This window comes from Vibrio sp. CB1-5 (assembly GCF_059412285.1).
In genome coordinates this window covers 21059-35704 of sequence record NZ_JBJHPB010000022.1, presented here as the reverse complement: position 1 = coordinate 35704, position 14646 = coordinate 21059, and the positions used below count along the sequence as shown (strand labels likewise).

The window sequence follows — 14646 nt, the reverse complement described above, 5'->3', positions numbered from 1 at the left end:
TTGAGTGAAATTTTTACGACCGACGTCAACTTAAATCAGTCTTTTTTCGGTGCGATGACCAGCATAATAATATGGCATTGTAGAAAGGAGGCGGTATGTTGAGAGTAGGATATTGTGAAGTTAGCGACCTGCAACTTAGTCCAGCAAGCAGAACGGCAGTATCACAAGTTCACGATATTATTAATAGAGGTGGAATGTTGGGTTTTGCAATTGCTTCAACACCGCTTTATCAGATATTTTTTAGTCCAAGTGTGACAGGGAAGCCAGCAGAAACCATGATTACAATTCGCGAATACGATTGGGAGATTTTTGGCGAGGCAATGTCGAGTGTTTCCAAAATTACAAGAGACAGGGTTTTGCAAATAGCAGAACCTCTAACATGGACAACAAGTGGGTCGGAACAAAAGTTTTGGAGGTGTATAAGTGAAGCTGCCCTTTAGTAGGATTCTGCTTCTTCTACCACTCTCGGCGTGCGCCGCTGAAACAACTTCAGACCGCTTTGATTTATTGGTCGAGTGGAATAATAGACACGCGGAGTGCTTTGACATCCGAAGCAACAATGCTGACACGTTTCCAATAACATCTTGGTTTGAATCTTTGACTAAAGATGATAAAAGACGGGTCGTTTTGTACTTGTCTGAGCTCAAGATGTACCAATGTACATTAGGGGAGACAAGTAAGATAAAGCAGACATACTCGGAACAAGACGTTCAAGAGTTGGAAAAGATGTTTGGTTCAGCGCTTAGGCTTGATGAACCTGATAAAACCGACATTGAAGATTTGGACTACCGACAAATTGAGTTAATCAGCGAGCAGATCTCTGTCTTCAGTGTTTTCGTTGTCGCTGAACAATTGAATGTCTTTTAGAGTCCAATACGCCAGTTAACAATAGAGTGCAGCGCTTTTTTTCTGAATGTTTTCGAATCTCTGTGTATAATCTCCGACCTATTTTTGAAGACGACGTCTACAATGAAGCGTTTTGGCGCTTTGTAGTATGCGTTGCACTGCTGAATGATGTCATTTGTCCTACTTCTTCCACATGATTATGGAGGGGGCATTTGGGGGCAATTCTAGCAAGTTCATGTATATATACAGCATCAAGATTTCGAGTAACACCATATGAAGCCTGAAGAAACTAGTAAATACACTGCGAACCGCTTATCCGTTGCGCCCATGCTCGATTGGAAGTGATTAGAGAGGTTGATTCAGCTAAAACAAGGCGTTACGTCTATTGCTGAAATCGTGAGGGATGGATGAGGGACGGTTACCACAAACACGAGCAGTAAATCACTCTCGCCCCCATACTACTTTCCCTAGAAACAAAGGTCAAAAAGAGCTTGCTGGGCGTGAACATTAGCAGCTAAATATCGAGTAAACATAGCAAAATGCTGTAAGCAAACTCTTGATATTTAGAAGGCTAGAATGAAAGATGCTTTAGGTTCCCCATCAACTAAATCCCTTTTGGCAGCAAAACATAATTTTAAACCTCTCATCCCACTAATCGACATTGCCGAAGAGTATCTTGGGTTAGCTCCTAGTACAGCTAAGCGCAAAGCTCGTAACCATGAACTTCCTTTCCCTGCCATTAGATTAGGCGACTCTCAAAAGCTCCCTTGGTATGTTAGTTTTGATGACTTAGTTTCGTTCATCGAAGGTCAAAGAAGCAAATCGCATTACGATTGGTGTCGTATGCAGCCCTAGTAAATGTTTGCCAGTCATAAAGTGCGATTGGGACAGATTGGCCTAGCCAAAGGAGGTTGTTACACAAGCTAGATTGCACAATTACTGACGACAAATACGGTAGTCGGTTTCCTATAAGATTACGGAAACAGGAAATCTAAGAGTGTGATATTAGTGATATTTTGAAAGGCGTTCTGACTTTTAAATATTTACCAGAATGTTACTGGGCTTCATTTGACAAAATATTATTAAAGAGGAGGAATCTCAGTATTCCTCCTCGGAGTTCAGCTAAGCTGCATGTTTCGAAACATGTTGAGCTGCTGTGGTCGAGTCTATAGCTCTAAAGATATGTATTTCATCTTTATCTGCAATTTCTTCAACCATTTCCAATGAGTTCTTCAAGTTCAAGATGGCTTGATCCGTTAGAGAAGGATCATCAAAAGATGGGGTGCCAATAATGACTTCAAATCTTAGTGGTTTAACCAAGTAATCAGATTTCTTTAAGGCCTCAATATCAAATATTTTGGCTTTGATTGTGTTCATAGAAGCAGTTAATCTTGAAGGAACCAACACCCCAAAGTTAGATACATATCGGTCATTCATAAAGCCATATGTAGTGAGGGCATCACTACCAGAGATTTTAACTTTTTGATTAAAACTACGCACCAAACTTGGATTAATGATTTCAAGTTGTCTTTGAATTTTCTTTGAGAAGTTTGATGTGTAGCGTTTTGGTTGAACTTCATCAGAGTCATCTCTTTCTGCTTCTAGTGCCAAAGACCCCAAGCTTGCTGAGAACTGAAGGCCCTGCTTCAAAATTCCATTGATATCGTGAGCAAAAGCTCTTTTGGCTTCACCTAGGATCACTCCATCTATAGGCGAGTTCCAGCTCTCTATAGTACCATTGGCTGCTAACGCATTGTTTACAGAAGTGATTACCAAGTCAACCATGCTCGATATTTTCGGCGCATTGATACCATAAAGGCATTCAAATACCTCTGAGCGCATAGCTCTAACTACTTTAAATTCTCCCTTATCCGAAAGAGCAAGGAGACCCACTGTAATTCTTTCACCTGAACCAACAATTGGCTCAAAATAAATAGCTTGCCATGAACCTTGGTAGGTTGGCATTGATGGAAACGACAGGTTACTCATATTGCTAAACCTTGTTGTTTGATACCCATGCGTAAGTCCGAGTGTTGTACCAACGTTGAAAGCCGATTGCTGACTACGTCTTTGAGCATCGTGGCATCAACTTCGTTAAAATAGAACGATGCTAGACAGTGGTCTACGGCAGATTTCAGATCCATAGCACTCATCTTAGGGTGTATGTCGTTCTGTATATTCTTGCTGGCTTTGTGTTTTTCAAACTCTGATATGGTTGCAAAGCAAGACGACAGTAGTTGATTTTTAGCTGCACGGTTATCTTTACTCAGCCCTTTTGGTAATGCGAGTTCGTGATCGATAAAATTGAAGAGCGATTTACCATCATAGAGGATGTTACCTATATTTCTGTCACCATTTCCAATCCATTCATCGAAGACTGATACATCCAATATCTTTGAATAAGCTTTCAATAACTTCATGGCCTCAGGTTCACTCTGATTAAACTTGCGCCTAAAGCTAGGATATGCCGCATCTTCAGAACCAAAAGCAATACGAGACTCACCATTCGGCACGATATCACTCAATGACTCATGTGGTACATTAACCAAGTAAGGCTTTGGAATCGGAAGTCCCATGTTTCTTCCCAACAAAGCACAGAAACACTCAATAAATATTTTTCGACTATCGACCAGTTTTACATAAGCAACAGAGAAAGAGTTGTTGCTATGAAGCACATGAGCCTTCCATGTTGGGTTTACATTTTGGTCGTCAACTTTTACTGCACCCGGCAGCATTGTCACTAAATCAACGGTCTCCACGTATTTGCACCTTCTTTGCAATTTATGGCATATATCTTAATCATAAATAGCTGTTTTGGCGAGATAATACGCATTTTGCTGAGTGTTGTGATCTCAGTTGAAGCGGGGTAGCTCACAATATCCAGTATGAATAATACTAGTTGATACTCTATATTAGATGCGTGGCCGAACCCCAATTTTACCAAAACTCATAGAAGGCTAATGTAGCCTGAGGCAAAAGTTACCAAAGGGCGGAGGGTGATATACTATCGACTTTGAACTCTGTTGCTTCAAATTACCTGTATCTTTGGTTTCTTCGTACCTTTGATCTTTGCAGAAGTAGTTGCACGTGAACTTTTTTTCTTAACGCCATAAGCTTTACCCAAAGTAAACTTAAGTTTGCTACCGCCCTTTTTATTATCGTTAATCTCATCAGCGGCTTTTTTAAACATATCCCTAACCAGAGCTTTATAGTCTGCGTATTTAGCCTCGTGTTTACACACTAGAATTCCTTGCGAGTCACTATAATCACTGGTTTCAGATGTGTATTCACGATACAACTCTTCTAGCAGGTCGAGAGAATTGTCAAAAGCCATCGAGGTAGTTTTATCCATTGATTTGTAGTTCAAAGATTCTGAGGCCTTATACAGATACTCATGTTGAGTCAGCAGTGCAATGTCTTCCCATGTAAGGCTAAGTAGTGTCTTTGCTTTATTTTTAGATTTATCCTCAGCATCAGATTTATCTACGACTAGCTCGATGCTTTCGTTGATTCCAAGTATCGCTCGCCAACGAGATAAGCTGAAGTTGAGATCTGTATCGTCTCTAAGTTGATTCTGCTTGTTGAATCTAGAAGTCATAATGTCGTGGATGCGAATCGTAGCCAGTGATTTGAACTTACTCAGATGTTCCAGACTCAGTGTTGTGTAGTTGGCGGTGGCGAACATTAGGTGAAGAAACTTAATGTTGAACGTTATCGACACTAATGGTTTTTTTTCATCAAATGATATTGATTCAATAGGATGGCCTACGAATTCCTCTGCACTGAAAGGATTATTCGAGTACTGTTCAAAATCTAAGATAGGGGAAAGGTGCCTTAAATCGGAATCTAGACTAATTCCCTCTTTTGCATGGACTTTAGTTTTAAGAGCCGCCCATTCTTCTATAGTGGACAGCGTGGCAGTAGAAATGTGGAACTTGGCGGCATGTTCCCAAGCTTCAGAAAAGCGTTTTCTGTTATAGCTCTTACGTTTCTTATCATTGTTTCTTCTTACCGTGCAAAACTCACTGAGTTCCTCAAACCACAAAGTAACAGTACGCTGGTTTTTGTCAGTAAAGCTCTCAAGAACGAGGTCAGGGATAAAGTTGTTGCTGGTTGGAGTATGAGATGCCCATAGTTCATTCACAAAATTCTTAACGTGAGGCAGTTGTTGCCAACCACAAATTGCACATAGGAAGAACTTGTAGGACAAGGCATTGGTGTTCTGTGGGGATAGGTGTGTGAAGTTAGCTTCTACAAGAGAGTTTTGTACAGAGTACCAGTTTTGTTTTTTTAGGCTTGCTAGATTTTGGTTCGTTGTTAGTTGAGACATATTGAGTTTCTTTTAATTTTCCTAAATAGTAGTACTTTGTCGTAATATTGTCACCTTTAAAGTGTCGTAAAAATATCACCCAAAAAGTGACCTAGTCGTAAAATTAGCACCTAGATTATGAGTTGTTTGGTGTTAAGTTGTTGATTTTTATTTGTTTTATTGGTATTTTTGGAGTGGGTTTAAAATATAATTATTAAAGACTTTAGAAAAATAAAGCTGATCCTTTAAAAAGCCCAATTCAAATTGGGCATTCGTGCTCCTAACCTTTCTATACCTAGAAAAACAAACTTATCTCTATAGGTCAGCCAGTAGCAGAAGCGGTTTTTGGGGCAGAGCCTTTTAGGCTCTGTTTAATGGTAAGGCACTCAGGATTTATCTATTGGAGTCAAGTCGGCTTTTGAGGGGAGAAGAATTGTTTTAGAAGCCGCTTCTTGTTAGAGATGCTCCTAAAAGGTATCTTTGTCTTGTCTAGGTTCATCATCTGCCTCGGCGACTATTGTGGGTCGCTGAGGTTTTTGATTGTTTTTGAACTAACATTGGTTATTTCCCCAAACCTCCGCATTGCCATAACTACCCTCCTATAGAAAGGGTCTCTCAACCTACTCACTATCGGTTCTTTTTTCGGGAAAACGCATGCGTTTTGAGATCTAGTGAAGTTGATTAGAGCGAATGAGATTGAGTGGTGTATGTAGTGGCTACTGCAGATTGGGAGTAAATTCTTCCATTAGTTCCTCTAGATTAACGAGGGAAAATCCTCGATAGGTGATCTTGTAATTCTGTAGTTTCATCTTGGAAATTAAGCTTTGAGAGTTTGTGATCAGCATTGTTTCATCATATTTGCTTTGTTGACGCTGACACTCAGCAATGAGAACTGCTTTCTCAAGCTCGTTAACAGCTACGATATCAATTACATCCTGCCCTTTTGCATTCCAGTAGCCGCCAATTTTGTTGAATCTCTTAGATTCAGCAAGGATAGCCTTAAACAGGCTTTTTAGTTGCCAAGCGGAGAATGTGTCGAAGTCTCGTTCTATGTGTGCCTTGATATGGTCAAAATTGTCCATTTCAACTGCGCTTGAATTCGAATGGATGAACTTGAACCAGAAATTGAGGAATGGGTCTTCAATCTCGAAGCGGGAATCTCTGGTAGTCTCATCTGAAGAGATAGGCTTTACCTTAGTGATAACATTAAAGTTGCTCTCCATGTGCTCCAAATGCACGTCCACACCCGTCCTAACGTGGTTTTGAATATCAGAACGTTTCGTTTTACCAAGAGAGATAGCATTGAGTATATCGAAGTAGTTTTGGTGCTCTGAACCAAAGTCCTCAACTAATCGATGAGTACCTTCTTTCAAGAATGGCGAGTTGCTGGAGATTACATAGTCAAAGACGTTGTCATGGCCAGTCGATAAGGATAGCCATTTAAGGTATTTCGGAATCCCACCAGTTAGGCACCACCACTCGAGCATTTTCTCAGAGTCGAATACGCCCAAGTCCTTCATAATACGTTTAATGTGTGATGGTTTTAGTGGGGTAATGCGGAAGAATCGATCGTCACGATTCATTAGAGGTGCATCGTTGCCCTTGAAGATTTTTGTCATCATGTTGTGCATGCTACCGCAGCAGACGAGGTGCATCATGGATTGTGTCTTGTGGGAGTCCCACAGGTTTTGGATATCTGAGAATAATGAAGGGCTTACTCTCTCGATATCTTGAAACTCATCAATGATGATTGTCAGTGGGATTCGCATTGAATAGTGGATCAGGTACTCAATGATGTCCTTTAGTGACTCAGGTTTGAAGAGTTTTACATTGAGTTCAGTTGCAATGATATCAGCGAACTCATGAACCAACATCGCTTCACTCTTTCGACTGACTAAAAAATAAAGTGTTTTAGTAGTGTCGTGGTAGTAAAAGGCGTCTTTAAGTAGCCGGGTCTTGCCTACACGGCGCTTACCAATCACGACAGTCAACTGGCCGTATGTTGATTTAATCTTTTCTGAGATGCTCGCAAGCTCGCTCAGCTCTAACTGTCTGTAGCAGAATTCCTTCATACTCAAAGCCTTCGACGTTCACTTAATCACACAAGAACAATGATCTTGCTAAATCCCATGAGTCTAAAAAACGTTAGCCTAATGGTTCTTAGCTTAATTTCGTTGTGAAAGCTGATCCAAGCTCTGGCAGGTTACTTCTCATGTCTGAACTTAGATAGCGAATTTTGCACCTGAAAATTGCTGCTGTTGTGATTAATAATCATCAGTAAACAATGCCACGTAATCTATCAAATGCATGTTGCGGCTTAGCAGTTTGAGATCTTGATAAGCCAAGTCTTTTTCGGCGATACATATTGGGCGGCCTGTATCTACAGTTTGTTCGTCAAGCTTCTCTATCGGGTGTTCAACATGCACAAATTCAAACCTACCGAATGGTGTTGAGTAGATGCTCGAAGGCCCCGTTGTGGCGAGAATCATCATCATCGGAATCTGAGATATCACTCCCCAGCGGGATAGAGCATCCTCGAATGAAATATAGCAACGGTGTTCTTTTCTCAGCGCCAATACCAAACGTTCAAATTGAGTAGAAGTCATGTTTATGTTGTTATAGACAAATAGTTCATTATCTATACTGGTGAGATAGGGGCTTGTCTGTAAAATCCAGTCCAAATCATCGGACATATGCACGGCACAGATCTCTTCTTTGGAATAGAAAAACTTGCCTTCTCTTCGATAGCGCATCTCTAAGACCATTCTCATGTAACTTTCCTTAAACCAGACTAATTCCCTAGACTTAACGAGTTAAGGTGGCTAGCGACCTTCTCAAGAGCTTCTAGACTCCCGGATTCAATAAGACTCAGTGGACACTCCCCGCCAAAAAAAACGCTCTTATTTTCCATCGTCATAAACCCATACACATTCTTATCATTGGCAAACAGTGTTCTTAGTGCTGCATGGATGTTTATTATGTGACTTATCCTAATTGCTTGTTCAGCGGATAGTTGACCAGATAGTTGGGTTTGATAAATGGGATAGGGGAGCCCTAAAATAGCAGAGATTTGAACTTTGCTAGCTTTCCACCTCGTCAAAATCTTGAGTGATGCCTCCAGCCCCTTTTGATGTATAAAAGCGCTACTGTTATCCATACTATATGTTCCAATAAACTCATAGTAATAGCATAAGGTTAGAACGGCTGATTTGTCAAAATATCCTTTAAAATCATTATATTACCACAACTTTCAATGTTGACTTTCTAGGCTCTAACTACTAGCTTTAGTTATCCCCTGACTGTGAGACTCTCTAATGAAAATCCAATACCTGTCAGACATTCATTTGGAAGTCGCTTCCTTGGATATACCTTTGACGGATGCTGATATCGTTGTTTTAGCTGGGGATATTCATGCTAACGCTCGAAGGGCTGTAGATTGGGCATCTCGGTTCCCTCAAGAGGTCATCTTTGTGCTGGGAAACCATGAGTTTTACTCTGGTGGGACAATTACCTGTTTGCCCTTAGACTTGAAAGACTATGCCAACAAGTATTCCAATGTACATGTGCTAAACAATGAATCTATAGTGATTGATGACGTGGCTTTTCATGGCTGCACACTTTGGACTGACTTTGAGCTTTATGGAAACCCAGATCTAGCGTTTTACTATGCACAAAAGTCCATGAGCGATTACAGGCGTATAAATTTCGACAATGCTCAAACCTTTACGCCTTCAATGTCAGCAGCGCTACACAAAAAATCAGTGGAGTGGCTCAATGAAGCGATTAGGTTATCCCCTAGCTTGAAGAATGTCGTTGTAACCCACCATTTGCCTACACAAGATGCGATACATGAGAAGTTTAAAGATAGTGTGCTGAACCCAGCCTTTGCGTCTGATTGTTCTCAGCTGTTTAGTCATAGAATTACGGCATGGTTTTATGGTCATAATCACGACTGTAGAGTGTTTGAAAAAGAGGGGATTAAGTTTCTAACTAATCAGCGTGGTTATCATGGTTATGAAATCGTTGATGATTTTGATGCATATAAAACGCTAGAAATCTGATTGAGGATACCCTGAGAGCACATATCCTATAGCTATCATTTCTAATGTGTTACTGACTGGTTCGAGAGCAATACTTGTACTTTATTAAAGAAGTTTTTACGCTTTAAGTAACCAGCTACGCACTTTCACACTTTTGCTACACAAAAGATGAGCAAAGTGCTGCTGGCGAGGCTTCGCCCTCGACCCTAAGTTCCCAAAAATCAAATGATTCTATGATCAAAACTACCATGATTTATCGTCATGTTAATTACCGAAAAAGTGCCGCTTTAACGAAGAGTTTGAAGCACTCATTACGTATCAAATCGAATAAATTCAAGTGCAATGAGTGGGTTGATTTACTAGCTGAAAATAACTGGGTATTCACCGAAAACAACCCCCAAGGAATTAGGCTAAGTGAGCAGTCAGAAGAAGCTCGTTCGAGTTTTATCTCCCAGTTAATTTCTGAGGAGTTTGCACCTAAGAAAATTCCCACTGAGGTTAAAAGTAACTACAAAAAGTACGAGTACAAGCTCAATAAGAAAATCCTGTCTGCTAGTAGTTCTGGAGATGAGTATCTTGCAGAACAGTTGATGTTGATTCGAGACCGTAAACCAGAGAATTACAAAGAGATAATCGAATCAATTAGCGGAGTTAAACGCCGTAATCAACTGATAAATATGCTGGATATTTTCATGGACTTGTCCAAAAAAGTAGAAGGGTGCGAAGACGGTCGTGCAGCTAAAATGCATGAAGCGTTCTTTAAGTTTCCTCATCGGCATGGCGCAGTTGTCGAACCCAAACGTATGGCCGAATGTATAAGAAGCTTTTATGCTAAGTACCTACCAGACTACCCGATACGCCTTTTGGTTGTCCATGATGATGAACGGAGCGTGGATATTAAAACTGGCGCCCATCCTCACATCTTTCTTAGTACAAAAAACAGTAAGACTGGAAAGCGAGATCTTTGCGCTTCTATACGAGAAACAGCCAATAGATACCTTAGGGCAAAACCGACAGAGGTGTCTCTGTGGAACCCTGAAACTCGTCGGCACGAGAAACAGACTATCTCGAGTATTGATAGTTCATTGGTAGGTGGTCTTGCTGCTTCAAAAATCCAAGGAATAATAATTCAAGATATGTTCATGGCTCATGTTCGAGCTAATTTTCAAGAACTTGATGTGAGATGGACTAAATCCAGAGTGCGGAAGGTGATGTCATTTCACAGACAATATGAAAATGCGAAGAGGCCAAAAGCAGATAGGTTATACAATCTAAACCAACTTCTTACGCTACATAACCAACGTTTAGTGAAAGAACGTAAAACTCGCATCAAAGAGAGTCAATCAAGTCAAGAAATGCTATTTGAGGTTGAAAGACGTGTTGCAGATGAGGAAGGACACTTGAATAGTGTTCGTCTCAGTATAGAAGCTAAACAAGTAGAGTTGAGAGCCTTGGAGCAATGTATCAGTAATATAAGAGAGATTCTAACTCTGTTCCTTGCTCCCTATAAAAAGCTAATAGAGAGTATTGTTGCAAACGACCAAGCCAAAGCCATAGAAAATGCTAATGAATGCAACTACCGACACTACGAAGCTACTCCAGAGGCAAAAAAGGTGATTCTAGAGACTATTAGGTCTGATGCGGAAGAGATCAATAGCTTGTGTGTTGATAAGGATGTAATTGGTGTGTTTAACAACATACATGGACAGATGGAATCTCGAACTCCAGATTCATCATCTCAAGAGCGAAGTAAACGCATGGCTAAGATGAGGCCGAGATTCTAAGGTTAAATGTTCCTTAGAGGATTGTACTTTAGCTCATGATATTGAGCTAAAGTTGCTGGAAAAAGCATTGTCATATGTTATTCAATCAGCTGTTTCTATCTGAATTCCTCACGTACTTCTCACCTAGGTATTTACGATATCGGTTTAGCTGTTTAAAGAACTTTTTTGATTTAAGTTATTGATAATTTTGTTTTTTGTCTTTGGTTTGTCACGTACATCTCACTCATGAGTTTTCCTGATCATCATTGATGTTTTTGGGAAAATAGTGGCTGAATGAGAAGAGGTGCTTTGTTGAAATTTGTCACGTAGTTCTCACCTAGGAATTTACAATTTTCTTATTCGCCCAAAGAACTTTCTTGATTTAAGTTATTGATAATTATATTTTTAGTCGAATTTTGTTATGAGTATCTCACTTATAGGTTTTCTAACTACCTTTAGTATATTGGGAAAATAGCGGCTGGATTGGGGAAGGTGCTTCGTCGAAGTTTGTCACGTAGTTCTCACCTACGTAGATACTAGTTTTTATTAATTATCAACTAATCATAATATGATTAAGTTGTTGATATTTAATGTATTATTTTTTGAATTCTGTCGTGATCTTTACGTTGGTGTTCTTATAGTATCGTTGGTTTTTTGGATAAGGTGCACTTTATGGAGCAACAAGTGCGTTATTGAAGTTTTGTTGCGTACTTATCACTTAGGCAGTTACGACTAGTTTCTTTTTTTGAAGGGCTTGCTTTTAAGTCGCTGATTTAAAATGTTTTTATTTTAATTTGTCACGTGCTTCTCACTGGGCAGACTACAAGTAATCATGTGCAGATATGGAAAGGATATGTTGGGCAGGTAGTAGGTGTTTCATTGAGGCTTTGTTACGTATATCTAACCTAGTTACTTGCAATATCTTTGCGTTCTTATGTGAAGGGGGTGTGGGTTAAATTATTGATATTTATGTTTTTAATTTTATTTTGTCACGTAGTTCTCACCTAGTTTGTCACGTAGTTCTTACCCAGTTGTCACGTAGTTCTCACCTAGTTTGTCACGTAGTTCTCACCCAGTTGTCACGTAGTTCTCACCCAGTTTGTCACGTAGTTCTCATCTAGTTTGTCACGTAGTTCTCATCTAGTTTGTCACGTAGTTCTCACCTAGTTTGTTACGTCATCCTCACCAAATTAGCTGTAGAACCACTTTAGCTTTCTCGTAGCTTGTTTAGTCTCAAGGTACGAGAAATCTATGCAAGAACTTTTAAACAAGCCGTTTGCTGACGTAGGTAGGGTATAAACGTAGATAAGTATTGTTAAGAATGTTTAAGTCACGATGGCCCGAGACTTTTGATATCGCAGATAGATCCCAGCCTCTATCGTACAATCGACACAGTGCTTCAGCTCGAAGGTCATGAAATCTCAAGTCTATAATATTCAGTTCTTTCATTATCGTTCGCCAAGCGGAACCAACAGAACTTTTATTGTATGGAAAAATAGGATCCGTATCTTTGCCTCGTGGTTGGCGCTCAATGATCTCAATCGCTTTTGGCGAAAGTTCGAAGCATGAGCGAACCTCTCTTCCTTTTTTAGGTGATTTACGCTTGGTTATTGTCAGTGTACCTGCGTCTTTATCGAAGTTCTGCCATGATATTCGTTCACTACAAATCTCTCCTAACCTTGCCGCTGTTTCAATTGCAAACTCGAAGATATCAAGTAATGGAATTTTCCTCCGCTTGTTCGAGCATTCCTTTCTAAGCCGAGCGGTAATAGTATTTAGTTCTACATAAGTGGGTCGACGTGTTCTCTCTACGCTTTGAGCAATATAGCCTTTGCGTTTGAGTGTGCTTAGAGCATCTGAATATGAGCTAAGATCTACGTTGCAACGAAGTATCGTTTTGGCATCTTGAAGTTGAGTTTTTAAAGTAGATAAGTTGTGGGCAATGGTTTGTGGTTGATTCTTCCAGTGCTCGTGCATGTAAACGGCTAGATTGTACCAATGAGAACTATCGACTTTTTCTGCTGGCACTGAGCTGATAGGCGTGCTCGCAGAAATGCGCTGAAGGACAGATAGCGTATTGGCATTTATCTCATGAGGTTGAGTCAGAATTAACTTAATGACCTCACCAATAGTAAAGTGGCTCTTTGTTCCACAGAAGAAATTGAAGTTTCCTTTATCAAACTGACCTCGAAGTTTCTTCTTGAATGCTCTGGCTAGTGCTAAAGAGGGAAAGGTACGTGTTTTCGAGCCTCTGACGGGATCAGTTTTTAAGCTTCTAGCTCTGACTTTAAAATTTGAATTAGTTTTTTCGATAAAAATTGAAGGCATTTCCCCTCCCTTAGATAATAAATCCTTAGAAGGGGTTAGTTTAAGTTGTTGATTTTAAATAAGTAAAGTTTCGTTTGTTTTCAAGGGATTCACGGACTTAGCTGAGTGAAGTCCGTGAAGAGTTGAAGTGATTCACACACTTACAGCAGATTAAATTATCTGTATTTTTTCTAAATCTTCACTAAAAGTGATAGGTTCGTCACAATTAGGCTTGGTTTAGTGAAACCCTCTACTATCTGTTGTGTAAGTTGGCTACACCGACACGCAAGTAAATATTGTTTAATACATTGATATCTTTATGCCCGGTGATTTTCGATATTTCGACAATGTTTAAGCCTCTTTCAAAAAGCTGACATGCTCCCTCCGCCCTTAGGTCGTGATAGTGAAGGTCTTCAATTCCTTGAGACTTACACATACGTTGCCATGCGGCTCCGATCGACGTCGGGTTATACGGGAATATGCGTTCTTCTAGTTTTGGCTGACGTTCAATAATTCTCATAGCTTCAGGGAAAAGTGGGATAGTACTGTGATTCCCTGCTTTTTGACGTGGGTCTTTGCGATCTCTGATGGTTATTGTGTTGTCGCCTAACGAAAGATCCTTCCAAGTTACACGTGTGATTTCACCTAAACGCATACATGTAAGTATCGATATGTGGAAGATATCTACTAGCGGTATGTGGGATGCACGATGGTTTTGTCTTTTGAGTAACCCTTCTTCAGCAAGAGCTAGTTCTTCTTTGCTAGGTCTACGGTCACGCTTATTGCTTCGACCAATGAGTCTATATTTAACGAGAGTTGGAATAGCCTCATTGTGGGCATGAATATTTGCTTTGAATCCAAAGATAGGGCCAGCAACATTAATGACGCTTCGCAGGTAAGTGATATCTTGATATACAGTTTGGGGCAAAGGTGCGCTAGGTTCATTAAGTCTTTCTCTGCAATGTCTTACCAGATGTGTTGCTGTCAACTGATCTGCTTGTACCAAAGCGATATCGTAGCTACGAAGTCTGCGTAATACCGCTGCTTTTGAGCGACCGAGATCTTTTGAAGTTATCTGATCGTTAAGATACAAGGTAATCAGGTCTCCGATGAGGATACTTTGTTTAGGCATGTCTATCGATGGTATGCCATTGTCCTCTAGTCCTTTTACGACATCGTCAGCCCATGCTTGTGCGAGGGATTTTTTGTCGAATGTTTTAGATTTCTCGAATACTCGCTTGTTATGCCGTGAAGCTCTTACTCTGGCTTTATATTTGACCCCTGATTTACGTGCGACTTTTTCGATGTTGATTGTAGCCATGTTTACCTCTAGCGTTGGATAGATTGCTTTAGAGGTGATTTACTTTTGCTCAGCAGCATT

At 40.2% G+C, this 14646-nt stretch carries 12 protein-coding genes; 5 read left to right on the top strand and 7 right to left on the bottom strand.

Going from position 1 to position 14646, the window contains the following annotated elements; all coding sequences use genetic code 11:
- Positions 1-95: 95 nt before the first annotated feature.
- The 3 genes from ACJB0T_RS15375 (at position 96) to ACJB0T_RS15365 (ending at position 1701) form a co-directional block, all read left to right on the top strand.
- A complete protein-coding gene (locus ACJB0T_RS15375) occupies positions 96-440 on the top strand; it encodes a hypothetical protein (RefSeq protein WP_479288643.1) in 345 nt (114 codons plus the stop codon).
- A gap of 208 nt (positions 441-648) precedes the next feature.
- On the top strand, positions 649-867 hold the full coding sequence (locus ACJB0T_RS15370) for a hypothetical protein (RefSeq protein ID WP_479288644.1): 219 nt from the start codon (positions 649-651) through the stop codon (positions 865-867).
- A 555-nt stretch (positions 868-1422) separates the two neighbouring features.
- Positions 1423-1701, top strand: coding sequence for a pyocin activator PrtN family protein (locus tag ACJB0T_RS15365; RefSeq protein ID WP_479288645.1), 279 nt, complete (start codon positions 1423-1425; stop codon positions 1699-1701).
- A 267-nt stretch (positions 1702-1968) separates the two neighbouring features.
- Here ACJB0T_RS15365 and ACJB0T_RS15360 read toward each other — a convergent pair whose 3' ends face one another.
- The 5 genes from ACJB0T_RS15360 to ACJB0T_RS15340 all read right to left on the bottom strand — a co-directional run bounded on the left by ACJB0T_RS15360 (position 1969) and on the right by ACJB0T_RS15340 (position 7926).
- Entirely contained in the window at positions 1969-2835 is an 867-nt protein-coding gene (locus ACJB0T_RS15360) for a hypothetical protein (protein ID WP_479288646.1), read from the bottom strand.
- A complete protein-coding gene (locus tag ACJB0T_RS15355) occupies positions 2832-3605 on the bottom strand; it encodes a HipA family kinase (RefSeq protein ID WP_479288647.1) in 774 nt (257 codons plus the stop codon). The genes ACJB0T_RS15360 and ACJB0T_RS15355 overlap by 4 nt, the downstream gene beginning before the upstream one ends.
- 269 nt (positions 3606-3874) lie before the next feature.
- Complete coding sequence (locus tag ACJB0T_RS15350) at positions 3875-4990, bottom strand: RepB family plasmid replication initiator protein (protein ID WP_495292922.1); 1116 nt, start codon at positions 4988-4990, stop codon at positions 3875-3877.
- Positions 4991-5871: 881 nt separating this feature from the next.
- Positions 5872-7227: an ATP-binding protein gene (locus ACJB0T_RS15345; RefSeq protein WP_479288649.1), complete on the bottom strand. Its 1356-nt coding sequence runs from the start codon at positions 7225-7227 to the stop codon at positions 5872-5874.
- A gap of 192 nt (positions 7228-7419) precedes the next feature.
- Entirely contained in the window at positions 7420-7926 is a 507-nt protein-coding gene (locus tag ACJB0T_RS15340) for a hypothetical protein (RefSeq protein ID WP_479288650.1), read from the bottom strand.
- A gap of 543 nt (positions 7927-8469) precedes the next feature.
- Between ACJB0T_RS15340 and ACJB0T_RS15335 the strand changes: the two genes are divergently transcribed.
- A complete protein-coding gene (locus ACJB0T_RS15335; RefSeq protein WP_479288651.1) occupies positions 8470-9216 on the top strand; it encodes a metallophosphoesterase in 747 nt (248 codons plus the stop codon).
- A gap of 212 nt (positions 9217-9428) precedes the next feature.
- The gene (locus ACJB0T_RS15330) at positions 9429-10979 is read left to right on the top strand and encodes a hypothetical protein (protein ID WP_479288652.1); all 1551 of its coding nucleotides are present in this window, start codon (positions 9429-9431) and stop codon (positions 10977-10979) included.
- 1242 nt (positions 10980-12221) lie between these two features.
- On the opposite strand, the gene ACJB0T_RS15325 is transcribed toward ACJB0T_RS15330, so the two are convergent.
- Both ACJB0T_RS15325 and ACJB0T_RS15320 read right to left on the bottom strand, forming a co-directional pair.
- The gene (locus ACJB0T_RS15325; RefSeq protein WP_479288653.1) at positions 12222-13286 is read right to left on the bottom strand and encodes a site-specific integrase; all 1065 of its coding nucleotides are present in this window, start codon (positions 13284-13286) and stop codon (positions 12222-12224) included.
- Positions 13287-13518: 232 nt separating this feature from the next.
- Positions 13519-14586 (bottom strand): site-specific integrase, encoded by a 1068-nt coding sequence (locus ACJB0T_RS15320; RefSeq protein WP_479288654.1) that lies wholly within the window; start codon positions 14584-14586, stop codon positions 13519-13521.
- Positions 14587-14646 lie beyond the last annotated feature (60 nt).

Bases quoted from the DNA above. Each gene is read 5' to 3' on its own strand.
- ACJB0T_RS15375 (WP_479288643.1), top strand. From the start codon at position 96: ATGTTGAGAGTAGGATATTGTGAAGTTAGCGACCTGCAACTTAGTCCA.
- ACJB0T_RS15370 (WP_479288644.1), top strand. From the start codon at position 649: ATGTACCAATGTACATTAGGGGAGACAAGTAAGATAAAGCAGACATAC.
- ACJB0T_RS15365 (WP_479288645.1), top strand. From the start codon at position 1,423: ATGAAAGATGCTTTAGGTTCCCCATCAACTAAATCCCTTTTGGCAGCA.
- ACJB0T_RS15360 (WP_479288646.1), bottom strand. From the start codon at position 2,835: ATGAGTAACCTGTCGTTTCCATCAATGCCAACCTACCAAGGTTCATGG.
- ACJB0T_RS15345 (WP_479288649.1), bottom strand. From the start codon at position 7,227: ATGAAGGAATTCTGCTACAGACAGTTAGAGCTGAGCGAGCTTGCGAGC.
- ACJB0T_RS15340 (WP_479288650.1), bottom strand. From the start codon at position 7,926: ATGAGAATGGTCTTAGAGATGCGCTATCGAAGAGAAGGCAAGTTTTTC.
- ACJB0T_RS15335 (WP_479288651.1), top strand. From the start codon at position 8,470: ATGAAAATCCAATACCTGTCAGACATTCATTTGGAAGTCGCTTCCTTG.
- ACJB0T_RS15330 (WP_479288652.1), top strand. From the start codon at position 9,429: ATGATCAAAACTACCATGATTTATCGTCATGTTAATTACCGAAAAAGT.
- ACJB0T_RS15325 (WP_479288653.1), bottom strand. From the start codon at position 13,286: ATGCCTTCAATTTTTATCGAAAAAACTAATTCAAATTTTAAAGTCAGA.
- ACJB0T_RS15320 (WP_479288654.1), bottom strand. From the start codon at position 14,586: ATGGCTACAATCAACATCGAAAAAGTCGCACGTAAATCAGGGGTCAAA.